Origin of the sequence: Streptomyces sp. NPDC051776, from assembly GCF_040681345.1 — a bacterium.
Lineage (GTDB): Bacteria > Actinomycetota > Actinomycetes > Streptomycetales > Streptomycetaceae > Streptomyces.
Window position 1 is genome coordinate 241,995 of sequence record NZ_JBFAYQ010000002.1, and the last position, 26,202, is coordinate 268,196.

The 26,202-nt window shown below is 70.8% G+C and carries 22 protein-coding genes and 1 riboswitch; of the genes, 10 read left to right on the forward strand and 12 right to left on the reverse strand.

Annotated features, from left to right (window positions below):
- Positions 1 to 93 precede the first annotated feature (93 nt).
- The 3 genes from AB0M26_RS03085 to AB0M26_RS03095 all read left to right on the forward strand — a co-directional run bounded on the left by AB0M26_RS03085 (position 94) and on the right by AB0M26_RS03095 (position 3,545).
- Positions 94 to 1,704 (forward strand): globin domain-containing protein, encoded by a 1,611-nt coding sequence (locus AB0M26_RS03085; protein WP_365253807.1) that lies wholly within the window; start codon positions 94 to 96, stop codon positions 1,702 to 1,704.
- A gap of 11 nt (positions 1,705 to 1,715) precedes the next feature.
- Entirely contained in the window at positions 1,716 to 2,507 is a 792-nt protein-coding gene (locus tag AB0M26_RS03090; RefSeq protein ID WP_365253551.1) for a pyridoxamine 5'-phosphate oxidase family protein, read from the forward strand.
- 222 nt (positions 2,508 to 2,729) lie between these two features.
- Positions 2,730 to 3,545, forward strand: a complete 816-nt coding sequence (locus tag AB0M26_RS03095; RefSeq protein ID WP_365253810.1) for a pentapeptide repeat-containing protein — start codon at positions 2,730 to 2,732, stop codon at positions 3,543 to 3,545.
- A gap of 91 nt (positions 3,546 to 3,636) precedes the next feature.
- Here AB0M26_RS03095 and AB0M26_RS03100 read toward each other — a convergent pair whose 3' ends face one another.
- From AB0M26_RS03100 to AB0M26_RS03120, 5 genes are all read right to left on the reverse strand, one after another.
- The gene (locus tag AB0M26_RS03100) at positions 3,637 to 4,116 is read right to left on the reverse strand and encodes an NUDIX hydrolase (RefSeq protein ID WP_365253553.1); all 480 of its coding nucleotides are present in this window, start codon (positions 4,114 to 4,116) and stop codon (positions 3,637 to 3,639) included.
- A gap of 209 nt (positions 4,117 to 4,325) precedes the next feature.
- Positions 4,326 to 5,222, reverse strand: a complete 897-nt coding sequence (locus AB0M26_RS03105; protein WP_365253556.1) for a LysR family transcriptional regulator — start codon at positions 5,220 to 5,222, stop codon at positions 4,326 to 4,328.
- 213 nt (positions 5,223 to 5,435) lie between these two features.
- Positions 5,436 to 6,566 carry a cystathionine gamma-lyase gene (locus AB0M26_RS03110; RefSeq protein ID WP_365253559.1) on the reverse strand — a complete coding sequence of 377 codons (1,131 nt, stop codon included), beginning with the start codon at positions 6,564 to 6,566 and terminating at the stop codon, positions 5,436 to 5,438.
- A complete protein-coding gene (locus AB0M26_RS03115; RefSeq protein ID WP_365253562.1) occupies positions 6,556 to 7,080 on the reverse strand; it encodes a low molecular weight protein-tyrosine-phosphatase in 525 nt (174 codons plus the stop codon). The genes AB0M26_RS03110 and AB0M26_RS03115 overlap by 11 nt, the downstream gene beginning before the upstream one ends.
- Positions 7,081 to 7,103: 23 nt before the next feature.
- Positions 7,104 to 7,481 carry a phage holin family protein gene (locus AB0M26_RS03120; RefSeq protein WP_365253564.1) on the reverse strand — a complete coding sequence of 126 codons (378 nt, stop codon included), beginning with the start codon at positions 7,479 to 7,481 and terminating at the stop codon, positions 7,104 to 7,106.
- 49 nt (positions 7,482 to 7,530) lie between these two features.
- Here AB0M26_RS03120 and AB0M26_RS03125 point away from each other — a divergent pair, with 49 nt between their 5' ends.
- Both AB0M26_RS03125 and AB0M26_RS03130 read left to right on the forward strand, forming a co-directional pair.
- Positions 7,531 to 7,848: a cupin domain-containing protein gene (locus AB0M26_RS03125; protein ID WP_365253567.1), complete on the forward strand. Its 318-nt coding sequence runs from the start codon at positions 7,531 to 7,533 to the stop codon at positions 7,846 to 7,848.
- A 145-nt stretch (positions 7,849 to 7,993) separates the two neighbouring features.
- Entirely contained in the window at positions 7,994 to 8,206 is a 213-nt protein-coding gene (locus AB0M26_RS03130) for a DUF5326 family protein (protein ID WP_365253569.1), read from the forward strand.
- On the opposite strand, the gene AB0M26_RS03135 is transcribed toward AB0M26_RS03130, so the two are convergent.
- Positions 8,178 to 9,491 (reverse strand): YibE/F family protein, encoded by a 1,314-nt coding sequence (locus tag AB0M26_RS03135; RefSeq protein ID WP_365253572.1) that lies wholly within the window; start codon positions 9,489 to 9,491, stop codon positions 8,178 to 8,180. The genes AB0M26_RS03130 and AB0M26_RS03135 overlap by 29 nt on opposite strands.
- A gap of 141 nt (positions 9,492 to 9,632) precedes the next feature.
- A riboswitch (TPP riboswitch) is annotated at positions 9,633 to 9,790 on the forward strand.
- On the opposite strand from AB0M26_RS03135, the gene thiC reads away from it, so the two are divergent.
- Positions 9,783 to 11,561 carry a phosphomethylpyrimidine synthase ThiC gene (gene thiC, locus AB0M26_RS03140; protein ID WP_365253575.1) on the forward strand — a complete coding sequence of 593 codons (1,779 nt, stop codon included), beginning with the start codon at positions 9,783 to 9,785 and terminating at the stop codon, positions 11,559 to 11,561. Its footprint overlaps the riboswitch before it by 8 nt.
- Positions 11,562 to 11,732: 171 nt before the next feature.
- Here the strand turns inward: thiC and AB0M26_RS03145 are convergent, their stop codons facing one another.
- The 5 genes from AB0M26_RS03145 to AB0M26_RS03165 form a co-directional block, all read right to left on the reverse strand.
- Positions 11,733 to 12,167, reverse strand: coding sequence for a hypothetical protein (locus AB0M26_RS03145; RefSeq protein WP_365253578.1), 435 nt, complete (start codon positions 12,165 to 12,167; stop codon positions 11,733 to 11,735).
- Between the two features lie 538 nt (positions 12,168 to 12,705).
- Positions 12,706 to 13,311 (reverse strand): hypothetical protein, encoded by a 606-nt coding sequence (locus AB0M26_RS03150; protein WP_365253581.1) that lies wholly within the window; start codon positions 13,309 to 13,311, stop codon positions 12,706 to 12,708.
- A gap of 159 nt (positions 13,312 to 13,470) precedes the next feature.
- Positions 13,471 to 14,421 carry a hypothetical protein gene (locus AB0M26_RS03155; RefSeq protein WP_365253584.1) on the reverse strand — a complete coding sequence of 317 codons (951 nt, stop codon included), beginning with the start codon at positions 14,419 to 14,421 and terminating at the stop codon, positions 13,471 to 13,473.
- A 179-nt stretch (positions 14,422 to 14,600) separates the two neighbouring features.
- Entirely contained in the window at positions 14,601 to 15,740 is a 1,140-nt protein-coding gene (locus AB0M26_RS03160) for a metallophosphoesterase (RefSeq protein ID WP_365253587.1), read from the reverse strand.
- 312 nt (positions 15,741 to 16,052) lie between these two features.
- The gene (locus tag AB0M26_RS03165) at positions 16,053 to 17,153 is read right to left on the reverse strand and encodes a LacI family DNA-binding transcriptional regulator (protein ID WP_365253590.1); all 1,101 of its coding nucleotides are present in this window, start codon (positions 17,151 to 17,153) and stop codon (positions 16,053 to 16,055) included.
- A 342-nt stretch (positions 17,154 to 17,495) separates the two neighbouring features.
- Between AB0M26_RS03165 and hisC the strand changes: the two genes are divergently transcribed.
- The 4 genes from hisC (at position 17,496) to cydD (ending at position 25,275) form a co-directional block, all read left to right on the forward strand.
- The gene (hisC, locus tag AB0M26_RS03170; RefSeq protein ID WP_365253593.1) at positions 17,496 to 18,578 is read left to right on the forward strand and encodes a histidinol-phosphate transaminase; all 1,083 of its coding nucleotides are present in this window, start codon (positions 17,496 to 17,498) and stop codon (positions 18,576 to 18,578) included.
- Between the two features lie 199 nt (positions 18,579 to 18,777).
- Positions 18,778 to 20,283 carry a cytochrome ubiquinol oxidase subunit I gene (locus AB0M26_RS03175; protein WP_365253596.1) on the forward strand — a complete coding sequence of 502 codons (1,506 nt, stop codon included), beginning with the start codon at positions 18,778 to 18,780 and terminating at the stop codon, positions 20,281 to 20,283.
- A 25-nt stretch (positions 20,284 to 20,308) separates the two neighbouring features.
- On the forward strand, positions 20,309 to 21,313 hold the full coding sequence (gene cydB, locus AB0M26_RS03180) for a cytochrome d ubiquinol oxidase subunit II (RefSeq protein ID WP_365253599.1): 1,005 nt from the start codon (positions 20,309 to 20,311) through the stop codon (positions 21,311 to 21,313).
- 77 nt (positions 21,314 to 21,390) lie between these two features.
- The gene (cydD, locus tag AB0M26_RS03185; protein ID WP_365253602.1) at positions 21,391 to 25,275 is read left to right on the forward strand and encodes a thiol reductant ABC exporter subunit CydD; all 3,885 of its coding nucleotides are present in this window, start codon (positions 21,391 to 21,393) and stop codon (positions 25,273 to 25,275) included.
- Here the strand turns inward: cydD and AB0M26_RS03190 are convergent.
- The gene (locus tag AB0M26_RS03190) at positions 25,238 to 26,146 is read right to left on the reverse strand and encodes a Cof-type HAD-IIB family hydrolase (protein WP_365253605.1); all 909 of its coding nucleotides are present in this window, start codon (positions 26,144 to 26,146) and stop codon (positions 25,238 to 25,240) included. The genes cydD and AB0M26_RS03190 overlap by 38 nt on opposite strands.
- Between the last annotated feature and the right edge of the window lie 56 nt (positions 26,147 to 26,202).

Below are 26,202 nucleotides of genomic sequence, written 5' to 3' on the forward strand. Positions count from 1 at the left end.
GTCCGGAACGGTGCCGCTCCGGATCGGAACGGTGGTCAGGCTCCCGGGGAGCCGCCGCAGAGTGCGTACTTCGCCACCCCTCCGCCGTATCCCGTGCCCCAGCGCCCTGCCCATGACGGGCCGCCCCCGGAGGGTGCCCCTCCCGGCTCCTCGTTCGACGGGCCGAGACCCGGAACCTGGTACGGACCGGGCGCCGCGTCCGCGGGCGGCGGTGCGGGCGAGTCCAGGCGGAACGATTCCGCGCATACGGACAGCGGTTCCGGCGGCTTCTCCTTCTTCGGTGACGCGCCCGCGCACCAGGCACCCCCGCGAGCGACAGTGCCGCCGCAGGCCCCCGCCGAGCAGTCAGCACCCGTCCAGGCGCCGAGCGGCGATCAGCGGCCGGCACCGCCTGGTGCAAACCCGAGCCCGGCTACTGGCCCCGCCGAGAACCCCGGGCCCGCCGCGAGCCCCGGCCCCGAGAACCCCGGGCCCGCCGCGAATCCCGGGCCCGGCCCGAGCGCCGCCGCCGACGACGATGCCACCGCGGGAAAGACCGCAGGCCCGGGCGCTGAGAACCCCTCGCCCGACGCGATTCTCATCCGCCGCACCATGGCCGAGATCCGGCCCATCGCGGACAAGGTCACCTCGTACTTCTACGCGATGCTCTTCGTCCGCCACCCGGATCTGCGCGGGCTCTTCCCCGCCGCCATGGACACGCAGCGCGACCGTCTCTTCCGCGCGCTGCTCACCGCCGCCGAGCACGTCGACGACGCGGGAACGCTCACCGAATACCTCGTGGGCCTCGGCCGCGGCCACCGCAAGTACGGCACCAAGCCCGAGCACTACCCGGCCGTCGGCGAGTGCCTGCTCCTCGCGCTCGGGCGCTACGCCACATCGAGCTGGGACACGGAGACCGAGGCCGCCTGGGTGCGCGCCTACACCGCGATCTCCCAGATCATGATCGACTCCGCGGCGGCGGACGAGCGCACCGCTCCCGCCTGGTGGGAGGCCGAGGTCGTCTCCCACGACCTGCGCACCTCCGACATCGCGGTCGTCACGCTGCGCCCGAGCCAGCCCTACCCCTTCCGCGCCGGCCAGTACGCGACGCTCGAGACCCCGTGGTGGCCGCGCGTCTGGCGCCACTACTCCTTCTCCTCCGCGCCACGATCGGACGGTCTGCTCACCTTCCACATCAAGGCGCTCCCGGCCGGCTGGGTCTCCAACGCCCTTGTCCACCGCGCCCGTCCGGGCGACGTCATCCGCCTCGGGCCTCCGGCGGGATCGATGACCGTCGACCACACGACCGACAACGGCCTGCTCTGCCTGGGCGGCGGCACCGGAATCGCGCCCATCAAGGCGATCGTCGAGGACGTCGCGGAGCACGGACGCAAGCGCGCGGTGGACGTCTTCTACGGCGCCCGCAGGGATTACGACCTCTACGACATCGACACGATGCTGCGGCTCGAGCAGACTCACCCGTGGCTCCGTGTCCGGACCGTCGTCGCCGACGGTCACGCCCCGGCGGGAGCCATGACCGGCCTACTGCCTGAAGCAGTGAGCCAGTTCGGCCCCTGGGACACCTACGACGCCTATCTCTCCGGACCACCCGGACTGGTCAGCAACGGCGTCGACACCTTGGTCGGGATCGGTATTCCGCCCCACCGGATCCGTCACGACTCCATCGAAGAACTGCTCGCATCCGCACCCCGTGAGGGTGCTTGAGGAGGATTCACGTGGGGGCGGAACCAGTCAGCGACGGTTCTACTCCGGTCACGGTGCGTTCCGCCGTACGACCGGGCAGCGACGGAGAACACGCGCTTCAGGAGCGCATGGGCACCACGGAGAGGGCGGACCGCTTCTACGCGGATCAGGTGCTCGACCGGCTCAACGACCGGATGCAGGAGTTCGTCGGGCGTCAGGAGATGTTCTTCCTCGCCACGGCCGACCGGCACGGCGAGTGCGACTCCACGTTCCGGGCCGGTCCTCCCGGGTTCCTCCAGGTTGTCGACGACAAGACGCTCGTCTACCCCGAGTACCGGGGCAACGGCGTGCTCGCCAGCCTCGGCAACATCGAGGAGAACCCGCACCTGGGCATTCTCATGGTCGACTTCCTCCGCGACCGGATCGGTCTGCACGTCAACGGTCGCGCCCGCATCGTGCCCGACGCCGACATGCGGGCGGCGTATCCGGACCTGCCGACGGACCCGGCGCCGGGCCGCCGCGCCCAGCTCTGGGTCGAGGTCTCGGTCGAGGAGGCGTACATCCACTGCGCCAAGCACATCCCGCACCTGCAGGAGGTCCCGCCGCAGGAGCACGGTCGCCGGGCCTGGGGTGCGGACGACGTCAAGCGCAAGGGCGGCGACTTCTTCGGCGCCGCGGCCGAAGCGAAGGAACGGGAACCCCACCGTCGTCAGGCACCGCCGGCCCGTGCCTTCCGCGCGGCGGCCGAGCAGGTACTCGCCGATGCGCGGAAGCGACGGACCCCCGAGCCCGAGCACCAGCCCTTCACGGGCTGGTTCGTCTAGACGCCCGTCACCGGTCGCCGTAGAGGACAGGGCACGCGTGGCGGCCGGTGATCCGTCCGTCTCCCTCGGGGACCGGGAACACGTCGCGGTCGGGGACAATGGGGTGACGTCCCGCGCTTTCGCACGGGCACCCCACGCGGCAGGAGGACACGTCCGTTGGCCTCGAAGCACCAGGTCGCTCCCACCCCGGGAGACGGCCAGGACGCCGCAGCCTCCGCTGCACTGCGGGCGGACTGCGCCAGCTGCTTCGGACTGTGCTGCGTGGCCCTTCCCTTCGCCCGTTCCCCGGATTTCGCCGCCGACAAGGCCGCGGGCGAGCCCTGTACGAACCTTGGCACGGACTTCCGCTGCGGCATCCACGGCGACCTGCGGGAGCAGGGTTTCCCCGGCTGCACGGTCTTCGACTGCTTCGGCGCGGGGCAGAAGGTCTCGCAGATCACCTTCGGCGGGAAGGACTGGCGGAAGGCGCCAGGCACGACGGGGCGGATGTTCGCCGTGTTCCCGGTGATGCGGCAGCTCCACGAACTGCTCCGGTACCTCACCGAAGCACTGTCCATGCCACAGGCCCGCCCTCTCCACGGCGATCTCCGCCGCGCGCTCGACGCGACCGAACGCCTCACCCACCAAAGCCCCGAGGCCCTGGCGGACCTCGATGTCGCCGCCGTCCGGCACGATGTGGGCGCTCTGCTGCAGCGGGCCAGCGAACTGGTGCGGGCCACCGTCCCCGGTCCTCGCGGGAAGCGTGGAAACCGTGGGAACCGCGGAGACCGCAGGGGAGCCGACCTCATCGGTGCCCGCCTCGACGGGGCGGACCTGCGGGGCGCAGACCTCCGCGGCACGCTCCTGATCGCCGCCCGTCTCCGAAGGGCCGATCTGCGGGGTGCCGACCTCCTCGGGGCGGACCTCCGGGACACCGATCTGCGCGGTGCCGACCTGACCGGGAGCCTCTTCCTCACTCAGCCCCAGGTCACTGCGGCACGCGGGGACGCGGCCACGCGCCTGCCCGCGGGACTCGACCGCCCCGCTCACTGGCGCTGACAACGGCGCCGCGGACGACGGGCCGGCTGCCGTCCCGGGTATCGCCCAGGTTCGATATCGGCACAGGTCCGGCATCGGCCCCGAGTCGGTCTCAGCCCAGGTCCGGCGCGTGCATTGCGCGCACGCCCTCGATGTTGCCGTCCAGGTAGTGGCGCAGCGACAGCGGGACCACCTCAACCGAAGCGATCCCCACGCGGGTGAACGGGATGCGCACGATCTCGTACTGCCCACACGGTTCGTCCACTTCCGGCCCGTGGCGTCGCGAGGGGTCCATCGACTCAAGCCGGCAGACGAAGAAGTGCTGCACCTTCACGCCCGTCACGCCGCCGTCGCTGATGTGCTCGACGGTGTCGACGAAGACCGGTACGACATCGGTGACTTTCGCGCCCAGCTCCTCGTCGACCTCGCGGTGCAGGGCGTCCACGACGGTCGCGTCGCCCGGCTCGACGCCGCCGCCCGGTGTGATCCAGTACGGCGCGTGGCCCGGCTTGGTCCGCTTGATCAGGATCATCTGGTCGCTGTCGAGCAGGATGGCGCGAGCGGTGCGCTTGACCACGGGGCGAACGGTCATGGAGAAGGTGTGGCCCAGGTCCGGCCCGCCGAAACCGCCGCGGAGCAAAGTCGTGTCCCCTGCCGCCCACCGCCCACCGCCCACGGCACACGGCCCACGGCCCACCGCCTACCGCCCACGGCCCACCGCCTACCGCCTACCGCCCACGGCCCACGGCCCACCGCCCACGGCGTCACCAGTCCGCGGCCGCCCGCCCACCGCCTACGGCGTCACCAGTCCGCGGCCGCCCGCAGCAGCCACTCGTGCGCGCGTGCCAGATGCGGCAGCGCGAGCGTCCCGGCCCGTACGGCCAGGAAGTAGGTGCGCAGCGGCGGAACCGCCGGATCGAGGAGCGCGACGATCTCCCCGGTGTCCAGCGCGTCCTCGCACAGATAGCGGGGCAGTACGGCGAGTCCCGCACCGGAGACGGCGCAGCCGAGGACGGCCCGCAGATCGGGTGCGACGACCGTGGCCGTGGCTGCCGGTTTGGCGTCGAAGACCGCGGCCCAGTAGCGGGAGACCAGCGGCATGCTCTCGTGGACCTCCACCACGGGGAGCTGATCCAGCGCGTGCGCTCCGTGCACCTGGACTCCGCCCGTAGCGCCGATACGCGCCGCCCACCGGGGCGAGGCCACCAGGACGTGTTCCTCGTCGCACAGCGGTGTGGCCGTGAGCAGCCCTCCCCGCGGACGGGCCGTGGTGATCACGAGGTCGTGGTGACCCGCGGCCAGTCCGTCGAGTGTGTCCTCGGCGCTGCCGAACGCGGTGCGCAGGGCCAGACCCTGGCCGATGAGCGGGGTGAGCGCGGGGAGCGCGCGCAGAGCGGTGAACTCCGGTGGGCCCGCCAGATGGAGCGTGCGCTCGGCGGAGCCCTCGTCGAGGCCGGCCTCGGTGATCTCCAGCAGTGCGTCGAGGTGCGGGGCGACCTTGTGCGCCAGTTCGTCACCGGTGGTGGTGGGGGTGACGCCGCGCGCCTGCCGGAGGAAGAGCGGGCGGCCCAACTGCCGCTCCAGCGACCGGATCTGGCTGGTGACGGCGGGCTGGGAGAGGCCGAGGAGGGCGGCGGCACGGGTGAAGGACCCGGCCCGGTGCACGGCGACGAAGGTACGGAGCAGGGCCAGATCCATGCCCACCCCTCATGATCGACGGCGCTCGAACCGCTGCCAACTATAAATTTGTCGATAGGCTTGTGTCGCTACTGTGATTGGACACTGACGCAGAGTCAATTAGCCTTGAATCAACGGTTCGTTGTGCGTTGAACCGGGGCGGTTCGAGCCACGAGGGGGGAGGCTCGAGCCGCCCGCAACGGGACCACCGTCCGTATTCCGTACGGTCCTTCGCTACGCGCCCGCCGCCTCCTCCAGCGCGCCCAGCACATCCGCGACCAGGTCCTCCACGTCCTCGACGCCCACCGAGAAGCGGATGAAGCCCTCGGGCACCGCGTCCCCGCCCCACCGTCCGCGCCGCTCGGCCGTGGACCGCACGCCGCCGAAGCTCGTCGCGTCGTCGGTCAGGCGCAGCCCGGCCAGAAACCGCTCCGCGTGCGCCCGGTCGGGCAGGGTGAAGGAGACCACGCAGCCGAAACGGCCGCTGCGCATCTGGCGCGCCGCCAGGGAGTGCGCGGGATCGGAGGGCAGGCCGGGGTGGCGCAGACCCGTGATCTCCGGGCGGTCGCGCAGCGCCCCGGCGAGGGCCAGGGCGTTCGCCGCCTGCCGGTCGACCCGCAGGTGGAGGGTGGCCAGCGAGCGGTGGGCGAGCCAGGCCTCCATCGGGCCGGGGATGGCGCCGGCGGTCTTGCGCCAGAGGCGGACGGCGGCGGCGAGTTCGGGGTCGCGGCAGGAGACGTGGCCGAGGAGCAGGTCGCCGTGGCCGGTCAGCGCCTTGGTGCCGCTGGCCACCGAGAAGTCGGCGCCCAGGTCGAGGGGCCGCTGGCCGAGCGGAGTGGCGAGCGTGTTGTCGACGGCGACGAGCGCACCCGCCGCGTGCGCGGCGTCCGCCAGCCGCCGGATGTCGCACACGTCCAGGCCGGGATTGGACGGCGTCTCGATCCACAGCAGCCTGGCGCCCTGCACCTGCTCGATCTGGGCGTCGCCCGCGGTGGGCGCGGTCCGCACCTCGACCCCGTACGCCTCCAGGCGTTCGCGCACGAGCGGCAGGGCTTGGTAGCCGTCGGCCGGGAGCACGACCGCGTCGCCCGACCGCACCTGGGAGAGCAGTACGGCGGAGATCGCACCCATTCCGGAGGAGAACGTCATGGTCTGCACGTCGTCGGCGCCCGGAGCCTCCAGTTCGCCGATGGCCCGCTCCAGGCCGGTCCAGGTCGGGTTGTCGTCGCGGCCGTAGGTGTAGGGGCCGACGGCGTCGCCGGGCAAGTGGTAGTGGGCGGCGAAGACCGGACCGGGCAGCGCCGGTTCGTACGCCGCGGGCTCGGGCAGCCCGGCCCGTACGACCCGGGTTCCGTCACCGGTCATGTGCAGCCTCCTGGCGGTTGTCGAGTGCGGGGCGCACCGCCTCGAGCAGCGCCGCCGCGGCCGGCTCGATGAGGGCGAGAGCGTGCTCGAAGCCCTCGCGGTCGCCGTAGTAGGGGTCCGGGACGTCGAGGCCGTCGCCGGTGTCGTCGGCATGGGACAGCAGCAGGCGCACCTTGGCCCGGTCCTCGGGGGTGGGGGCCAGGGCACGCAGCTCCCGCAGGTGCCCGCGGTCGAGCGCGATGACCAGATCGCGCTCGGCGAACCACTCCTGGCGGAACCGGCGGGCCGTGTGCCCGGAGGTGTAGCCGGAGGTCAGCAGGGTCTCGACGGCCCTGCCGTCCGCCTCCTCGCCCTCGAACCAGCCACCGGTCCCGGCGCTGTCCACCTCGATGAGCGCGCCGAGACCGGCCTCCTCGACGCGGGCGCGGAAGACGGCCGCGGCCATGGGCGAGCGGCAGATGTTGCCGGTGCACACGAAGCACACCCGGTACGGGTGGCGGGAGGACGGGCTCATGCGCCCATCATCCGTCACCGGGTTCAGTCGTCGTCCGGGAGGACGACGTGCATCGCCCAGGAGACGATCGCGACGATCAGACCGCCGAGTACCGCGGTCCAGAAGCCGTCGACATGGAAGGAGAGATCGAACTCACCCGCAAGCCAGGAGGTGAGCAGCAGCATCAGGGCGTTGATCACCAGCGCGATCAGGCCGAGGGTGAAGATGTAGAGCGGGAGCGCCAGGAGCTTGACGACCGGCTTGACGAAGAAGTTCACGAGCCCGAAGAGCAGGGCCACGAGTATCAGGGTGAGGATCTGGCGGCCGGTGTTGTCGCCCGTCAGCGTGATGTCCTTGAGCAGCCAGATGGCCACGGCCAGGGCCGCCGCGTTCGCGATCGTCTTGACGAGGAATTGCTTCATGGTGAGATCGTGACAGACCCGAACGGCAATGCTTAGGGGTGGGACAGGGATGAAGGCGTTCCGGCTGGATGAACTCGAGGCGGAACGCGCCGCCAATGACGGTGCATACCTTCAGTTTCTGCGCGAAAGCAACATGTCGGTCGGCCTGTACGCACTGGACGCCGGGACCGCCGACAGCCAGCAGCCGCACCGCCAGGACGAGGTCTACTTCGTGGTCAGCGGCCGTGCCTCGATCACGGTAGGAATGGAGACCACGCAGGTAGCGCGAGGCAGCGTCGTCTATGTGCCGGCCGGTGTCGCCCACAAGTTCCACCACATCAGCGAGGACCTGCGCGTCCTGGTCGTCTTCTCTCCTCCTGAGAGCTGAGTCACGGGCCCGGTTCCCTAGGGGGCCGGTCAGGGAAGGACCGGGGGCCCGCGGCCGCCCGTACGCGACCCGGCCCACCTAGCATCGAAGACAGCAACCAGTTCCCGGACGGACCGGGAGCGAAGAAGCGGAAGCAGGGACGGACGTGGCGGTCAAGGAGATCTACGCGGGTCTGCCGTGGTGGGTGAAGTGGGTGGCGGTGCCCTTGCTCGCGCTCCTCGTCTTCGGCGGCCTGATACTCAAGGTGCTCGGTGTCGTCATCGCGCTGCTCTTCAAGCTGCTGGTGTTCGTCGCCCTCGTCGCCGGACTCATCTACGTGGTGCGGAGGTTCACCTCGTCCTCCTCCGGCGGCCGCTAGCGGCCCGGGGGCGGACCTTCGCACCCGGTGCCGGCCGGTCGGCGGAGACGACCAGTGCGGCGAGGACAGTGGTCACCGGCACCGACGCGACCAGCCCGATGCTGCCGACCAGGGTCCGTACGATCTCCTCCGCGACGATCTCGCTGTTGGCCACGGTCGACACATCGCTCCGGGCGACCGAGAACAGGAGCAGCAGCGGCAGCGCCGCGCCCGCGTAGGCCAGGACGAGGGTGTTGACCACCGACGCGATGTGGTCCCGGCCGATGCGCAGGCCCGCGCGGTAGAGCTGACGCACGGTCATCGTCTCGTCGGCCTGCTTGAGTTCCCACACCACCGACGTCTGCGTGACCGTCACGTCGTCCAGGACTCCCAGCGAGCCGATGACGACACCGGCCAGCAGCAGGCCGCTCAGGTCGATCTCCGGATAGAGGCCGTGGATCAGCCCGGTCTCGTCCGAGGTGTTGCCGGTGAGCTGTGCCCAGCCGATGAAGAGCGACCCCAGCAGCCCGATCAGCAACAGGGAGACCAGTGTGCCGAGGGCGGCCACCGACGTCCGCGCGCTGAGGCCGTGGCAGGAGTAGAGGGCGATCAGCATGATCGTGCTGCTCCCGACGATCGCCACGATCAGGGGGTTCGAACCGTGCAGGATCGCCGGGAGGATGAAGAACGACAGCACGGCGAAGCTGACGGCGAGGGCGATCAGCGCCATGAGTCCCCGCATCCGGCCCACCACCACGACGGCGAGTGCGAAGATCCCCGCGAGCAGTGCCATGGGGAACCCGCGGTCCACATCGGTGACCGAGTACTGCAGCTCTGGCGGGGCGTCAGGCGCGTACGCGACGACGACCCCTTGGCCGGTGGTGAGTTGGCGCGGTGCGCCGGGCTCCACGATCTCCTGGAACCTCCGGCCCGCGTCCCTGCCCGAAGTCACCTCGACCGTCGCGCGCTTGCAGGTGCCGCGCGCCGTCTGCCCGCCGCCGGGCTGCCGCTGCGAACCATCGGCCGGCGGGGGCTGCTGCGGCCGGGCGTTGACCTCCCTGCAGTCGACCTCCTCGACCTTTACGACCCGACCGGACTCGGTCTGCCGGTCGAAGCCGAGTCCGGACCGCTCGTGCTCGGGGACACCGCCCGGCCACAGCACGATCAAACCGGCCAGGACAGCCGCGGCGAACGGGATCAACACCGCGGCGATGACCTTGCGGAGGTGCTGGGAGACGGGCGCGGCGGGCCCGTGGCTGTGGCTGTGGCTGTGGCTGTGATGGTGGGGCTCGGGCTCGGGTGTCACAGCCCGCATCATCGCAAAGACGGCTGACCGCGCGATGCCCCGCCGTCCGCTTCGCATCCGCAGCCTCTCCGACCGGCCCTCGGCTCCGCCGTGGGAGTCCCCCTTTTCCCGTCCCGGAACCACCCGTTACGGTGGTGGCGCCTTTGCACACGCGGGAGCTCGGAGCACCGGGCTGAGAGGGCGCTGACCTCCGTACGGGGTGTCCGGCCGATGCCGGGGACCGTCCGCGGAAGCCGCTGCGTCGACCGCCGAACCTGTTACCGGGTAATGCCGGCGTAGGGAGTAGGTCTCATGACCATTCACGATGCACGCACGTCTGCCAGCAGCGACTCGTCCGAGATCGGCTGGCACAAGGACTACGTGACCGGCTCGCGCCCGGACTTGAGGGTCCCCGTGCGGCGAGTGCACCTCACCAACGGGCAGGACGTCACGCTCTACGACACCTCGGGCCCGTACACCGACCCCACCCTGGAAACCGATGTCCGGCGCGGCCTCGCGCCGGTGCGGGAGAACTGGATCATCGCCCGGGGCGACACGGAGGAGTACGCCGGCCGGCCGGTGCGTCCCGAGGACGACGGCATCAAGCACACCTCGCCGCGCGGCGGACTGCGCAATCTGGACGCGGTCTTCCCCGGCCGCCCGCGCCTTCCCCGGCGCGGGCGCGACGGCAGGGCCGTGACCCAGCTCGCGTACGCGCGCCGTGGCGAGATCACGGCGGAGATGGAGTACGTGGCGCTCCGCGAGAAGGTCTCGCCCGAGGTCGTCCGTGAGGAGATCGCCGCCGGCCGCGCCGTCCTCCCGGCGAACGTGAACCACCCGGAGATCGAGCCGATGATCATCGGCAAGCGGTTTCTGGTGAAGGTCAACGCCAACATCGGTAATTCCGCGGTCACTTCGTCCATCGAGGAGGAGGTGGAGAAGATGACCTGGGCGACCCGCTGGGGTGCCGACACGGTCATGGACCTCTCCACCGGCCGCAACATCCACACCACCCGCGAGTGGGTGCTGCGCAATTCCCCCGTCCCCATCGGCACCGTGCCCCTCTACCAGGCGCTGGAGAAGGTCGACGGCAAGGCTGAGGAACTGACCTGGGAGATCTACAAGGACACCGTCATCGAGCAGGCCGAGCAGGGCGTCGACTACATGACGGTCCACGCCGGCGTCCGTCTGCCGTACGTCCCGCTGACGGCGCGCCGCAAGACCGGCATCGTCTCGCGCGGCGGCTCGATCATGGCGGCCTGGTGCCTGGCCCACCACAAGGAGTCGTTCCTCTACGAGCACTTCGAGGATCTCTGCGACATCCTTGCCTCCTACGACGTCACGTACTCGCTCGGCGACGGCCTGCGGCCCGGCTCGATCGCCGACGCCAACGACGAGGCGCAGTTCGCCGAGCTGAAGACGCTCGGCGAACTGAACCGGATCGCCAAGGCCCGCGGCGTGCAGACGATGATCGAGGGCCCGGGCCACGTCCCGATGCACAAGATCAAGGAGAACGTCGACCTCCAGCAGGAGATCTGCGAGGAGGCCCCGTTCTACACGCTGGGCCCGCTGACCACCGACGTCGCGCCCGCTTACGACCACATCACCTCGGGCATCGGCGCGGCGATGATCGCCTGGTGGGGCACGGCGATGCTCTGCTACGTCACGCCCAAGGAGCACCTTGGACTTCCGGACCGGGACGATGTGAAGACCGGCGTCATCACGTACAAGATCGCCGCCCACGCGGCGGACCTGGCGAAGGGGCACCCGGGGGCGCAGGAGTGGGACGACGCGCTGTCGGACGCGCGTTTCGAGTTCCGCTGGGAGGATCAGTTCAACCTGGCCCTCGACCCGGACACGGCCCGCGCCTTCCACGACGAGACGCTCCCGGCGGAGCCGGCGAAGACCGCGCATTTCTGCTCGATGTGCGGCCCGAAATTCTGCTCGATGAAGATCAGTAGAAGCATCACCGAGCAGTTCGGCGGAGACGCGGCCGGGGCGACGGCGGAGGAGGTCGCCGAGGGGATGCTCCAGAAGTCGAGGGAGTTCGCGGCGAGCGGGAACCGGGTGTACCTGCCGCTTGCCGACTAGGAGGGCAGTCCGGTTGAGGCCCTTCCCCCTGGGCGGGCCTCAACCAGGTCCGGGTCCGCGCTCCGTGCCCGTAGTCACGAGCTGTGCCCGCGTCGTCGACTTTCTGAGCGCCGCCGTCGTCCACCGCTTCCTGACCTGCTCACCTCGGCCGGACCTGAAGGTCGATGACCTTCACAGGATCATTCGTGAAGGTTCGCACTCCGCGTTCCCGCGCGAAAGCGCTCCCCGAGTCCTGAGCATTGCCCTGGAAGTCTCGGCAACGTAGGCGAGGACGAAGACGCCTTCGGCGATCAGACTGAGGATCCCGTAGGGCGGTTCCCAGTCCTCTTCATGGAAGCCGGGCAATCCGACGGTGCGGGACAGGAGGAAGCCGACGAACATGCCGGCCGTGACCAGCGTGCCGATCAGCCATGCGGGAGTCGAATTCCGCCGGGCCAGGCCTCCGGCGGTGTAGAGCAGCGCGAGGCCGCCGACCAGGAAGAGGATTCCGACGTAAGGCATTTCCTCCAGATATTCCGGGGTGAGCAGGAGATGGATTACCGCGGTTGTGAGAGCGCACAAGGCGGCTGTTCCTCGCAGCGCAATGCTGATCGCAGAGGAAGTCATTCGCACTCCTCGGGGAATCTTTGGCGGCGAGCACGCCGTCGATCTGTGGATCTGGTGGGATAGGCGACCAAAGGGCAGTGGGCGGGCAGCGCCTGCGCAGCGCCGCTGCACGGTTTGCCGCGGCGACGGGGGCCCACCCGGTCAGGCGGGGGCCACCGGAGAGCGCAATCTCGTGCGGGTAGTGAATCTGCCGCGGGGGAGGGAGGGCTCGAAGCTGTAATGCGAAGGGGGCCATGGCAGCGTGCTCCTGATGAATCGGCGGCCCGAACGGCCGCGTCCACTTCCAGGTTGGACGTGCGCTGCACCAGGACTCGCTCACGTTCTCTTCAGAACCGGTAAAGATCTACCGGCGAGGGCCCGATGGTGCGCGCGGCAGGGGCTCACCGGGCCGATTCCGTGTCCGATCGTGGAGCCTGAGGAAAGGGCCGCGGCTTCGAGGCCAACCTCTCCACCACTCAACCCGGTTGCAGTGATCCGCATGGGCACGAAAGGGGAGGAGCCCCTGGCCGTACGGCGATCGCAGGACCTGGCCGGCGGGTCAGGACGTCAGAGCGGAGAGCGCCGCCTTCGCCGCGGTGATGGCGCCCTTCTCCATCTCCGCGGCTCCCGGCGCCTTCTCGTTGTCGAAGTCGGCCCCGTTGTAGGTCACGGTGACCAATGCGTTCGCCTTCCGGACGACGACCGTGACCTCGCGGGTCTCCTGGCCGTCGTCCTCGGTGAGTTTCGAGCCGACCGACGCCTCGTCGCCGAGGCCGCCGGTGTCGCTGGCCAGCTCGCGGTTGTCGTAGATCGTGCGAGCGGATTTGTCGTCGGTGACCTCGAACGTCACATCGAGCCAGCGGTAGTCGAACCCTTTCAGCTTGTTCCAGGCGCAGCCCGTACGGCGCTTGGGGTCGCTCGTGTCGAGTTCCTTGCCCTCCGCCTTCGCGCCGGGGACCAGCTCCTTCACCGTCGCCGCGGGAATGGCCGCACACGCGGAGGGGGCCTCGTCGATCGCAGGCGCGGCTGTCGCGGTCCGCTCGGGGCCGGACGCGGGCGCGTCGGAGCGGGCCTCCTCGGCGGGGCGGGCCATGGCCCAACCTGCCGTGGCGAGCACGGCGACCGGCAGGAGCCGGGCGGTCAGCGTCAGATGCAGAGACGGCACAGCGGCGTTCTCTTCGGTCGTGGGGGTGCGACCCCATGAGATTGCCATACGAATCCGGCCACGAACAGACGTGCCGGGCACCCGGTACGACGCGGCCGGTTGGAGGCCTCGGAACGGCCGGGGGCGCGCGGACTCCGCGTCGCCACCGAAACCCGTCCTCTACGTCGGCTCGTGCTCCGGCCCGCCGTACTCCGGGCTCGTGTAGCCGGGACTCTCGAACGAGGGGCGGGTCGAGGTCTCCTCCGGACCGCCCTCCGTGCTGAACGCCGGCCGCGAATAGCCCAGATGGGGCGTACGGTGCTGCGCCTCCGCGCCGCCGTGCGCGCTGCCCTGTCCGCCGTGCGCGCTGTCCTCCGCGCCGCCGTACTCGCTGCCCTTTCCGCCGCCCTGCGCGCCCTCCCCGCTCCTGCGGGCCGGGGCCGCCGGGTCGGCCAGCGCCTCGCGGAAGAACGGCAGGACGCCGCGTTCCAGCAGGGCCTGCCGCCATGCCTCTCTCGCACGGCCGAGCTCCAACGCTCGTTCGTCCTGCGCCGAGGCGCGCAGCGAGCTGGAGCCGTTGCGCAGCGCGGTGAGCAGAAGGCCGGCCATGGCCAGGACGACGCCGCCGGCGGTCAGGGCCACGAACACCCAGCCCGTATTGATCAGCGGGGCGGCGGCGGGCTCGTCCGCGTCGACGGCGCGCAGCACGTAGCCGACGAGTAGGAAGATCACGGCTGCGATGGCGGCCAGCAGGGGAGCGAGGACGCAGACGATGGCGACGAGACCCGCGCCCGTGGCCTCGGCCGGACCGGTCATGGCCGCGGCGAGCCCGATCGCGCCGCCGCCGTCCTGCCCGGTGGCGGTCCCGGACTCCGTGCCGTGGACCGCATCGGACGACGGCGAGCGCAGCTGATCGCGCAGTTTGACGTAGTCCTGGTACTCGGCCGCTGCGCAGGAGGATATGGCGGCGGAGGCGGCGAGCGCCATGGTGCGCAACTGCTCGGTGTTGAGCCGGCGGCCCACTTCGGCCAGATCCGGCCGGCTGCTCGCCGTGCGCAGCGCCTCGCCGAGGATCCGCTCGAACTCCGGGCGGTCCTCGGGAAGCAGATGCGGAGCGCTGTTCATGTGCATCCCCCGGTGCTCCGTAGGCCTGCGTGCCGGCTCTCACCGGGCAGTTGGGCGGAAACGGAGGAGAGCCTGCTACGGATAAGCCGATGGTAGAGCGGTTACGGCGCAGGGTGACAGGGGGTTTCCGGAAAATGCCCGCTTCGCGGAGGCGACCTGTGCCCGTATGTCCCCGTCCGTAATCCTCAATCGCTCAACGGCAGTTGAACGACGAGCAGCTTTCCGGCCATTGTGACCCCGCCGTCCATGGCGATGGCGAGCCCGTCGGCGTAGACGTGCGGTCCCTGGACGTCCGGCCCCGCGCCGTCCTCGGCGTCCTCCGAACCCACCTCGCCGAGCAGGTACGGAATGGGGCTGTGGCCGTGGACGATGCGCCGGCCGCCGTACCGCGACAGCAGCTCGTGGACGGCCTGCGGCCCGGATTCGTCGCGGAAGGCGAAACGCTTGGTGAACTTGCGGAAGAGATCCCAGCATTCGTCCGCGTCGTTGCGCTGAAGGATCTCGGTGACCCGGTCGTTGACCGCCTCGATCGAGTCACCGAACTCCAGGTAGGCGGTCGTGTCGGAGTGGACGAGCAGGTGCGCGTCCTCCTCGGCGATGGCGTCCAGCCGGGACATCCACTGCAGGTGGTGGTCCTCCAGGCGCTCCATGTCGCTGCGCTGGCCGCCGTTGAGGAGCCAGGCGGCCTGGAAAGAGGCCGTGCCCGCACCGGAGTTGACTGGTGTGTCGGCGAACCGCTTGGCCCCGATGAGCAGCAGTTCGTGATTGCCCATCAGGGCCTTGCAGTAGCCGCCCGCCGCGGCGGCTTCCGCCGAGAGCCGCATGACGAGGTCGATGACGCCGATGCCGTCCGGGCCGCGGTCGGTGAAGTCGCCGAGGAACCACAGCCGGGCGGTGCCGGCGGCCCAGTGGTCCTCGTCGTCGATCAGGCCCTGGGCGTGCAGCGCCGTGCGCAGTTCGTCGAGGTAGCCGTGGACGTCGCCCACCACGTACAGCGGCCCGGGGCCCGCGTCGGGGGCCCCGGCGCCGCCTGCCTCGGGTTCCGTGTCCCCGCTGAGCGGAAGCGTCGCCCCGTCCTGCGCGCCGCGGCCGATGACCGGCAGGTCGCGCTCGGTCGGGGTGTACTCCGACGGAAGGTCCGTCGAGGCGGCGGTGTTCGTCGGGGCGTGCGCGCCCGCCGCAGCGGGCGCGTCAATCCGGGCGGCCGCGTCAATCCGGGCGGGCGTCGGGGGGGCCGCGTACGGGGCAGGCGCTGTCGGGTGCGGACACCCGGGAGCCGGGCGTGGAGCCGCGGGATGTGTGCCCTGCGCCGGTGGGGGCGTCATCCCCTCCGTGGCACCTGCTGCGGGTCCCTGACCGGCCCCCTGAGTCATCGACCCCTCCACCTTCGCGCCGCCGTGCACCGGTCGGACCCTTCCCCTGTCCCGTGCCGGGGGAACCCGGCGAAGCGAGCGGGAGAACCCCTGGTCGGCGGGCGGTCCACGGTGTCGTGCGCCCATCATAGGAATGCCGCTCGCGGCTTGTGACGCACCAGGGGGCTGTCAATCAGGACGGCTTCCGCAGACGTCGGCCATTTCTCCCGAAATTGCCTGGTAGCGACGCGTGGAGACTACGCCAGGGAGCGCATGTCGGCCGAATCAGCTCTGCGGGGCCGATCGTGGCGCGCTCACCGTCGTGCGCGGCGGGCGGCGCTGCGAGGAGGTGCGCACGATCAGTTCGGTCGGTATGACCTGCTCGATGGGGCCCCCGCCGCCCAGACCCTCGATGGCGTCGATGAGCAGTTGCACGACGGCGGTGCCGATCCGGCGGGGTTTGAGGGAGAGCGTGGTGATGGGCGGTTCGGTCGTCGCGTAGACGGTGGATTCGCTGCAGCAGACGAGCAGCAGGTCGTCGGGGACGCGCAGGCCGTAGTGGCGCGCGGCGGCCAGGAGATCCGTGCCGTTGGGATCGAACAGCCCGTAGACGGCGTCGGGACGGTCCGGCCGCGCGAGTAACCGGTCGGCGGCGACGGCCCCTGCGCATGGATCGTGGGCCGGGTACTCCTCGTACACCGGGTCCTGGCCCACACGCTCGCACCAGGAGAGATACGCGGACGTGGAGAGCCGCGTATAGGTGTCGGTGCTCGTCCCGGTGAGCAGTCCGATGCGCCGGGCGCCGGCCTCGGCGAGATGGTCGAGCAGACCGATCACTGCGGCTTCATGGTCGTTGTCGACCCAGGCGGTGACCGGGAGCGAGCCGGCGGGGCGGCCGTCGGAGACGACGGGGAGTCCCTGGCGTACGAGTTCGGTCACCACGGGGTCGTGGTCGGACGGGTCGATGACGACCGTGCCGTCGAGGGCGACGTTCGACCAGACGTCGTGGCGCGAGGTCGCCGGCAGGATGACGAGCGCGTAGCCGCGGGCGAGCGCGGCTGACGTCGCGGCGCGCGCCATCTCGGCGAAGTACGCGAACTCGGTGAAGGTGAAAGGTTCTTCCCCGTACGTGGTGACGGTGAGACCGATGAGACCGGAACGACCGGTCCTGAGGGTGCGGGCCGCGGCCGACGGGCGGTAGCCCAGCCGGTCGGCGACCTCGCGAACATGGCGACGTGTGGCGTCCGGGAGCCGGCCCTTGCCGTTGAGCGCGTCGGAGACCGTGGTGATCGAGACGCCGGCGGCTGCGGCCACGTCCCGGATCCCTGCACGCCCCAGTCGACGGCCGGACGACCGGCTCACCTGGTGCTTCCCTGCTGCTGTCATGGCGAGCCGATAGTAGGGCTCGGGTGGTCCATTAGCGGGACCCCCGGAATCACTGATCACAGGCACGTTTCTGCATGGCTATTCTCCCCCAACTACCTTGAAATGCAAGAGAGTTGAGGTCCAGCTAGGCAATATGGCGGGTCCCTTCGGGCGTTCACCTGCACATGGGCCTATGTCTCGAAGAGGTCTCAAGTCACCTGCACGGGTGACGCGCGCCAAGGCGCGCGCCAGGGGCGCGTGCGGTGACAGGGGGCGCCCCCTTGGCCCTGTACGCCGGTGGACTCAATCCTCATAAGGTGTGCAGTATTGCTGCTGTGCCGGACGGTCGAGGAGGACCCCGCGGTGACTGACAAGACCCCGAAGCTGCGCGATGCGCTGGACGGCATCCCGACGTACAAGCCGGGCCGGCCCGCCGCCGCCGACGGCGGGCGCGTGACGTACAAGCTGTCCTCCAACGAGAACCCCTACCCGCCGTTGCCGGGTGTCATGGAGCAGACGCTGACCGCCGCGGGCAACTTCAACCGCTACCCGGACATGGCCTGCACGGCGCTGGTGGCGGAGCTGTCCGAGCGCTTCGGCGTGCCGCTGGACCATGTGGCGACGGGCACGGGCTCGGTCGGCATCGCCCAGTCGCTCGTCCAGTCCACCGCGGGTGAGGGCGACGAGGTGCTCTACGCCTGGCGGTCCTTCGAGGCGTACCCGATCATTACGCGGATCGCGGGCGCGCGGCCGGTGCAGGTGCCGCTCACCGAGGGCGATGTGCACGATCTGGACGCGATGGCGGACGCGATCACCGACAGGACCCGGCTGATCTTCGTCTGCAACCCCAACAACCCCACCGGCACCGCCGTTCACCGTGCCGAGCTGGAGCGCTTCCTCGACCGGGTGCCGTCCGAAGTGCTGGTGGTGCTGGACGAGGCGTACAAGGAGTTCGTCCGCGACCCCGAGGTGCCCGACGGCCTCGACCTCTACCGCCAGCGCCCGAACGTCTGCGTACTGCGCACCTTCTCCAAGGCGTACGGCCTGGCCGGGCTGCGCGTCGGCTTCGCCGTGGCGCACACTCCGGTTGCGTCGGCGCTGCGCAAGACCGCGGTGCCCTTCGGGGTGAGCCAGCTGGCGCAGGATGCGGCGGTCGCCTCGCTGCGCAGTGAGGACGAGTTGCTGGGTCGGGTCGGCTCGCTGGTCTGCGAGCGCAGGCGTGTGCTCGAGGGCCTTGCCGGGCAGGGCTGGACGGTCCCGGACTCGCAGGCCAACTTCGTCTGGCTGAGACTCGGGGAGCGGACCATGGACTTCGCCGAGGCGTGCGAGAAAGCCGGCGTGATCGTGCGGCCGTTCCCGGGTGAGGGCGTCCGGGCCACGATCGGTGAGACGGAGGCCAATGACCTCCTACTGCGTGTGGCCCGCGAGTTTCGCTCAGGGCGTTAGGCCTCTGGGGCCTTCCGCCACGTCCTGACCCGGGGCCCCCGCGATCCGTCGCGGGGGCCCTGTTTCCGCTGGTAGGGGACCCCCCTCATGGACGTCGGACGCGTGTGCGCCATAATGGCTTGTGAATGTGAACGCTTTCACAAACTCGCTCCCTGAGCACCGTGCGAGCGTGACCGCAACGACGTAAGGAGAGGGCGTCATGGACCTGGCGTTGGCGCCGGAGACGCTGGCCCGTTGGCAGTTCGGGATCACCACCGTCTACCACTTCCTCTTCGTTCCCCTGACGATCTCGCTCGCGGCCCTGACCGCCGGGCTGGAGACGGCGTGGGTGCGGACGGGCAAGGAGAAGTACCTCCGGGCGACCAAGTTCTGGGGCAAGCTCTTCCTGATCAACATCGCCATGGGGGTCGTCACCGGCATCGTCCAGGAGTTCCAGTTCGGCATGAACTGGTCCGACTACTCGCGCTTCGTGGGCGACGTCTTCGGCGCCCCCCTCGCCTTCGAGGCGCTGATCGCCTTCTTCTTCGAGTCCACCTTCATCGGTCTGTGGATCTTCGGCTGGGACCGGCTGCCGAAGAAGATCCACTGCGCCTGCATCTGGACCGTGGCGGTCGGCAGCATGCTCTCGGCTTACTTCATCCTCGCCGCCAACTCCTGGATGCAGCACCCCGTCGGCTGGCGCTTCAACAAGGAGACCGGCCGCGCGGAACTGATCGACTTCTGGCATGTGATCAGCCAGAACACCACGATGGTCGTCGTCTTCCACACCCTCACCGCCGCCTTCCTCGCGGGGGGCGCCTTCATGGTCGGCATCGCCGCGTACCACCTGATGCGCGGTCGGCACATCCCGGTGATGCGCACCTCGCTCCGGCTTGGCCTGATGACCCTGATCGTCGCCGGCCTGCTCACCGCGATCAGCGGCGACCGGCTGGGCAAGGTCATGTTCGAGCAGCAGCCGATGAAGATGGCGGCGGCCGAGGCTCTGTGGGACAGCGAGGCGCCGGCCCCGTTCTCCGTCTTCGCCTACGGCGACGTCGACAAGGGCCACAACGACGTGGCCCTGGAGATCCCCGCCCTGCTGTCCTTCCTCGCCTATGACGACTTCCACTCCGAGGTCCCGGGCATCAACGACGTCAACCGCTTGGAGCAGGAGCGGTACGGACCCGGCGACTACCGGCCCAACATCCCGGTCGCGTACTGGAGTTTCCGGTGGATGATCGGCTTCGGCATGGCGTCCTTCGCCATCGGAATGGTCGGGCTCTGGCTGACCCGCAGGAAGCGCTGGCTGGCCCCGGACTTGCGGACCGGAGAGGACGAGGTGCCCAAGCTCGCCCTCACCCGCAGCCGGACGCTCGGCCCAGAACTCACCACCTGGTACTGGCGGATCGCGCTGCTCACGATCGTCTTCCCGCTGATCGCCAGTTCCTGGGGCTGGATCTTCACCGAGATGGGACGCCAGCCCTGGGTGGTCTACGGCGTGCTGCGCACCGCCGATGCCGTATCCCCCGGTGTCTCGCAGGGCGAGGTCATCACCTCCATGACCGTCTTCACCCTCCTCTACGCGATCCTCGCCGTCGTCGAGGTCCGGCTGCTGGTGAAGTACGTCAAGGCCGGCCCGCCGGAGCTCACCGACTCCGATCTCAATCCGCCCACGAAGATCGGCGGCGACGCGGACGCCGACCGGCCGATGGCCTTCTCGTACTGAGGCCGGAGAGCGCAAGGAGCGAGGCATGGAACTCCACGACGTCTGGTTCGTCGCCATCGCCGTCCTGTGGGTCGGCTACTTCTTCCTCGAGGGCTTCGACTTCGGAGTCGGGGTCCTCACCAAGCTGCTGGCCCGCGACCGCAAGGAACGGCGGGTCCTCATCAACGCCATCGGTCCGGTCTGGGACGGCAACGAGGTCTGGCTGATCAGCGCGGGCGCGGCCACCTTCGCGGCCTTCCCCGAGTGGTACGCCACCCTCTTCTCCGGCTTCTACCTCCCCCTGCTGCTCATCCTGGTCTGCCTGATCGTCCGCGGCGTGGCCTTCGAGTACCGGGCGAAGCGCACCGATGAGCGCTGGCAGACCAACTGGGAGCACGCCATCTTCTGGGCCTCCCTGCTGCCCGCGCTCCTCTGGGGCGTCGCCTTCGGCAACATCGTGCACGGGGTGAAGATCGATGCGAGCAAGGAGTACGTCGGCACCCTGGCCGATCTGTTCACCCCGTACGCCGTGCTCGGCGGACTGGTGACGCTGACGCTCTTCACCTTCCACGGGGCCGTGTTCACCGCGCTCAAGACGATCGGGGACATCCGGCTGCGGGCCCGGAGGCTGGCGACGGGACTCGGAGGTGTGACTGCGGTGCTTGCCCCCGGCTTCATGGTCTGGACCCAGATCGACGGTGGTGACCGCAGCAGCCTCATCGCGATGATCATCGCGGCCGTGGCCCTGCTCGGGGCGATCGGGCTCAATATCGCAGGCCGGGAGGGCTGGTCGTTCGCCCTGTCCGGGGTGGCGATCGCCGCCGCCGTCAGCATGCTCTTCCTGACGCTCTTCCCCGACGTCATGCCGTCGTCGCTGGATCCCAGGTGGAGCCTGACCGTCGAGAACGCCTCGTCCACGCCGTACACGCTGAAGATCATGACCTGGTGCGCGGGCATCGCGGTCCCCCTGGTGCTCCTCTACCAGGGCTGGACGTACTGGGTCTTCCGCAAGCGCATCGGTACGCAGCACATCGCCGACTCCACCCAATGAGCCGCGGCGCCCCGCCGCGGCGCACCCGCCACGGGAAGCCGCCACGGAGAAGCCACCATGGACCTGGGACGTTTCACGTGAAACCTGTTGACCCGCGCCTGCTCCGGCATGCCCGTACCACCCGTGTCTTCCTTGCCGCGGCCGTGTTGCTGGGGCTCGCCGGGGCGGGGCTCGTGGTGGCACAGGCGATGCTCATCGCGGAGGTGGTCGTCGGCGCCTTCCAACGGGACCTGGCGGTCGGTGCGTTGCACACCCCGCTGCTGCTGCTCGCCGCCGTGTCCGGTGGTCGTGGGCTCGTCTCGTGGCTGACGGAGCTGGCCGCACACCGTGCGGCCGCGTCGGTGAAGTCCGAGCTGAGACTGCGACTGCTGGACCATGCCGTACGGCTCGGGCCCGGGTGGCTGGACACGCAGCGCACCGGTGAGCTGACGGCGCTCGCCACGCGCGGCATCGACGCGCTGGACGGCTACTTCGCCCGCTATCTGCCGCAGTTGGGGCTCGCGGTGGTGGTCCCGGTCGCGGTGCTCGTCCGGATCGTGACGGTGGACTGGGTGTCGGCGGCGGTGGTCGTCGTCACGCTCCCGTTGATCCCTCTCTTCATGGCACTGATCGGCTGGGCCACCCAGGCCCGGATGGACCGTCAGTGGCGGTTGCTGTCGCGGTTGTCCGGCCACTTCCTGGATGTGGTGGCCGGACTGCCGACCCTCAAGGTGTTCGGGCGGGCGCGCGTCCAGGCCGAGTCGATCCGGGCGATCACCGGTGAATACCGCCGGGCCACCCTCCGTACCCTGCGGCTCTCCTTCCTGTCGTCCTTTGCGCTGGAACTTTTGTCGACCCTGTCGGTGGCGCTCGTGGCGGTCGGCATCGGAATGCGCCTGGTCGACGGCGAACTGGACCTCTACACGGGTCTGGTCGTTCTCGTCCTCGCGCCCGAGGCATATCTGCCGTTGCGTCAGGTAGGCGCGCAGTACCACGCGGCGGCGGAGGGGCTGGCGGCTGCGGACGAGGTGTTCGCGGTGCTGCAGACCCCGCCGCGACAGGAACCGTCCGCGGTGGTACCGGACGCGCAGGGCGCCGTGATCCGCGTCGAGGACTTGGTCGTACGCCACCCCGGACGCCCTCAACCCTCGCTCGCCGCCACATCGTTCACCGTGTCCCGCGGTGAGACGGTCGCGCTCGTCGGCCCGAGCGGTGCGGGCAAGTCGACGCTGCTCGGCGCGGTGCTCGGATTCTCCGAACCCGCGTCGGGGCGCGTCCTCGTCGGCGACACCGACCTCGCGTCCGTCTCACGGGAGAGCTGGTGGCGTCAGGTCGCCTGGCTTCCGCAGCGGCCGTACCTCTTCGCGGGGACGATCGCGGAGAACGTCCGCCTGGCCCGGTCGGACGCGGATGACTCGGCGGTCCTGGACGCCCTGCGGGAAGCGGACGCCCTGGACTTCACCGCCGCTCTGCCGGACGGAATGCACACCGTGCTCGGCGAGTGCGGGGCGGGGCTCTCGGCCGGCCAGCGTCAACGGATCGCTCTGGCACGCGTGTTCCTCGCCGACCGTCCCGTGCTGCTTCTCGACGAGCCCACCGCGAACCTCGACGGCGAGACGGAGGCGTCGGTCCTGAACGCGATCGACCGTCTCACGGAGGGCCGTACGGTCCTGCTGGTGGCCCACCGGCCGGCTCTGCTGCCGCTGGCGGACCGCGTGATCACGCTGCGAAGCGCCGGAGGGATGGCGATCCCGGAGGCGGGCGAAGCCGTGGCGCCGGAGATGGTCGCCACAGAGCAGGGCGAGCGGGACGACCTTCGCTCGGGCAGCGGGGGGCCCGGCTCGGGGACCGTCGTCGAGGCTGCCGGTCGGGCGGAGCGGCCGCGGGTTGTCGCGGCGCGGGCGGGTACGACGGAAGCCCGGGCGGGTACGACGGAACCCCGGGCGGGGACGATGGAAGCCCGGCCGGGTACGACGGAACCCCGGCCGGGTACGACGGAACCCCGGGCGGGTACGACGGAAGCCCGGGCGGGTACGACGGAACCCCGGGCGGGTACGACGGAACCCCGGGCAAGGACGATGGAAGCCCGGCCGGGTACGACGGAACCCCGGGCGGGGACGATGGAAGCCCGGGCGGAGTCAGCCGACGTCAGGGGTGCGGAAGAGCGCGGCCGGGACGCGCTGGCGTGGGTGCGGTCGACGGCCGGCGCCCGCCGCGGCCGGTTCGCGCTCGCCCTGCTGCTCGGTGCCCTCGCGCTCGGGAGTGCCGTGGGCCTCATGGCGACCTCCGGCTGGCTGATCTCGCGCGCCTCCCAACAGCCGCCCGTGCTCTATCTGATGGTCGCGGTGACCGCCACCCGTGCCTTCGGCATCGGCCGTTCCGTCTTCCGCTACGCCGAGCGCCTCGTCGCGCATGATGCGGTCTTCCGCATGCTCGCGGACCTGCGCATGGCCGTGTACCGGCGACTTGAGCGCCTTGCCCCCGCCGGGCTCCGGACGACCCGGCGCGGCGACCTCCTCTCCCGGCTCGTCGCCGATGTCGACGCGCTGCAGGACCACGTACTCCGCTGGCTGCTCCCCGCCGGGGCGGCCGTCCTCGTCGGTGCCGGATCGGTCGGGTTCACGACCTGGCTCCTGCCCGAGGCCGGTGCCGTTCTCGCTCTCGGCCTGCTGGCCGCGGGAGTCGGCGTGCCCCTGCTCTCAGGGGCTGTCGCGCGCCGCGCCGAGCGCCGCCTCGCCCCCGCCCGCGGCGCCCTCGCGACCCGGATCGTCGACCTGCTGACCGGCGCCGCCGAGCTGACCGTCGCGGGCGCGCTCCCTGCCCGTACGGGCGAGGCGCGGGCGGCGGACCGCGAGCTGACCGGGGCGGCGGCGCGGTCGGCGGCCGCTGCCGGGGCGGGCGCCGGACTGTCCGCGCTGGTCTGCGGTCTGACCGTGGCGGCCGCCGCGTGGACCGGGGTGCAGGCCGTGCACGACGGGCGATTGGCGGGAGTGGCGCTGGCCGTCGTCGTGCTGACACCGCTCGCCGCGTTCGAGGCGGTGGCGGGCCTCCCGCTCGCGGTCCAGTACCGGCACCGCAGCCGCCGCGCCGCCGAACGCGTACGGGCCGTCCTGGACGCGCCCACGCTCGTACGGGAGCCCGCGCGGCCGGCCGGGCCGCCGGTCGCGCCCTTTCCGTTGGTCGTGCGGAACCTGACCGCCCGGCACCCCGGGCAGCGGATCCCCGCGCTCCGAGGGCTGGACCTGGAGCTCGTACGGGGCCGCCGGGTCGCCGTCGTGGGCCCGTCGGGATCGGGCAAGACGACGCTGGCGCAGGTGCTTCTGCGGTTCCTGGACGCCGAGTCCGGCACGTACTCCCTGGCGGGCTCGGAGGCCTCGGCGCTCGACGGCGACGCCGTACGACGCCTGGTCGGGCTCTGCGCCCAGGACGCTCACATCTTCGACAGCTCCGTCCGCGAGAACCTCCGGCTCGCCCGGCCCTCGGCGACCGTGCCCGAACTGCGCGACGCCCTGGGCCGGGCGCGCCTGCTCGACTGGGTCGACGCGCTGCCCGACGGCCTCGACACCCTCGTCGGCGAGCACGGGGGCCGGATGTCCGGCGGTCAGCGGCAGCGGCTCGCCCTCGCCCGCGCACTGCTCGCCGACTTCCCGGTCCTCGTCCTGGACGAGCCCGCCGAGCATCTGGACCTCGCCACCGCCGACGCGCTCACCGCGGATCTGCTCGCCGCCACGGCGGGCCGGACGACGCTGCTGATCACCCACCGGCTCACCGGCCTCCGCGCGGTGGACGAGGTCGTGGTACTGGACCGGGGCCGGGCGGTGCAGCGCGGGATGTACGACGAACTGGCCGTTGCGGACGGACCGTTCCGGCGAATGCTGGACCGGGAGGAGGCGTCGGACGCCCATCAGCCGTCCCCGCACGTCGCGGTGGGCGCGGGCGGTGCCCTCAGTGACCGGCCTGGGCCGCCACGATCCGCTCGATGACGACCGCGACGCCGTCCTCGTTGTTGGCGACGGTACGGGCCGAGGTGGCGGCCAGCACGTCGGGATGCGCGTTGGCCATGGCGTACGACGTACCGGCCCAGGTCAGCATCTCCACGTCGTTGGGCATGTCCCCGAAGGCCACGACCTCCTCGCGGGTGATCCCGCGCTGGGCGCAACAGTGCTCAAGGGTGGACGCCTTGCTCACGCCCGGACCGCTGATCTCCAGGAGGGCGGTCGGGCTGGAGCGGGTGAAGGAGGCGTGCGCGCCCGCGACCGAGCGGGACAGAGTGAGGAACTCGTCCGGGCCCAGGCCCGGATGGTGCGCGAGCAGCTTGATCACGGGCTGGTCGGTGACCTCGCGCTCCAGCGAGAGCAGCTTCTCGGCGGCTGCGACGTCCGCACCGGGGTCGAGGTGGAATGGGGGGTACTCGGGCTCGTAGTGGATGCCGTTGACCGTTTCGACGGCGAAAGAGACGCCGGGCGCGGCGGTGCGCAGAGCGAGGACGACGGCGAGTGCGGCGGCCCGTTCCAGGGGCCGTACCTCAAGCACGTGCCCGTCGCGGTGCAAGTCGACGACGACCGCGCCGTTGGCGCAGATGGCCAGGCCGTGCCCGTGCACGTGGTCGCTGACGACATCCATCCAGCGCGCGGGGCGGCCGGTCACGAAGAAGACCTCGATCCCGGCGCGCTCGGCGGCGACCATGGCCGCGACCGTTCGGTCCGAGACCGATTTGTCGTCGCGGAGAAGCGTTCCGTCGAGGTCGGTGGCGATCAGCCGTACGCGCCGTGAGGGGGGCGCCGAGCGGTCGGAGTCCGGCGTCTGCGGCTCGGGCCGCTCGGTAGCTGAGGTCACGCGCCCATCTTCGCGCATGTCCGCGCACAGGCGTGCGATGGGGTGCGCAGAAGAGCTCACGCGGCGGGGCCGGA

Coding starts and splice junctions, on each gene's coding strand:
- AB0M26_RS03120 (WP_365253564.1), bottom strand. CDS start 7,481: ATGAAGCAATTCCTCGTCAAGACGATCGCGAACGCGGCGGCCCTGGCC.
- AB0M26_RS03115 (WP_365253562.1), bottom strand. CDS start 7,080: ATGAGCCCGTCCTCCCGCCACCCGTACCGGGTGTGCTTCGTGTGCACC.
- cydB (WP_365253599.1), top strand. CDS start 20,309: ATGGAACTCCACGACGTCTGGTTCGTCGCCATCGCCGTCCTGTGGGTC.
- thiC (WP_365253575.1), top strand. CDS start 9,783: ATGACCATTCACGATGCACGCACGTCTGCCAGCAGCGACTCGTCCGAG.
- AB0M26_RS03175 (WP_365253596.1), top strand. CDS start 18,778: ATGGACCTGGCGTTGGCGCCGGAGACGCTGGCCCGTTGGCAGTTCGGG.
- AB0M26_RS03190 (WP_365253605.1), bottom strand. CDS start 26,146: ATGCGCGAAGATGGGCGCGTGACCTCAGCTACCGAGCGGCCCGAGCCG.
- AB0M26_RS03110 (WP_365253559.1), bottom strand. CDS start 6,566: ATGACCGGTGACGGAACCCGGGTCGTACGGGCCGGGCTGCCCGAGCCC.
- AB0M26_RS03160 (WP_365253587.1), bottom strand. CDS start 15,740: ATGACGCCCCCACCGGCGCAGGGCACACATCCCGCGGCTCCACGCCCG.
- AB0M26_RS03125 (WP_365253567.1), top strand. CDS start 7,531: ATGAAGGCGTTCCGGCTGGATGAACTCGAGGCGGAACGCGCCGCCAAT.
- AB0M26_RS03105 (WP_365253556.1), bottom strand. CDS start 5,222: ATGGATCTGGCCCTGCTCCGTACCTTCGTCGCCGTGCACCGGGCCGGG.
- AB0M26_RS03165 (WP_365253590.1), bottom strand. CDS start 17,153: ATGACAGCAGCAGGGAAGCACCAGGTGAGCCGGTCGTCCGGCCGTCGA.
- AB0M26_RS03155 (WP_365253584.1), bottom strand. CDS start 14,421: ATGCACATGAACAGCGCTCCGCATCTGCTTCCCGAGGACCGCCCGGAG.
- AB0M26_RS03100 (WP_365253553.1), bottom strand. CDS start 4,116: ATGACCGTTCGCCCCGTGGTCAAGCGCACCGCTCGCGCCATCCTGCTC.
- AB0M26_RS03145 (WP_365253578.1), bottom strand. CDS start 12,167: ATGACTTCCTCTGCGATCAGCATTGCGCTGCGAGGAACAGCCGCCTTG.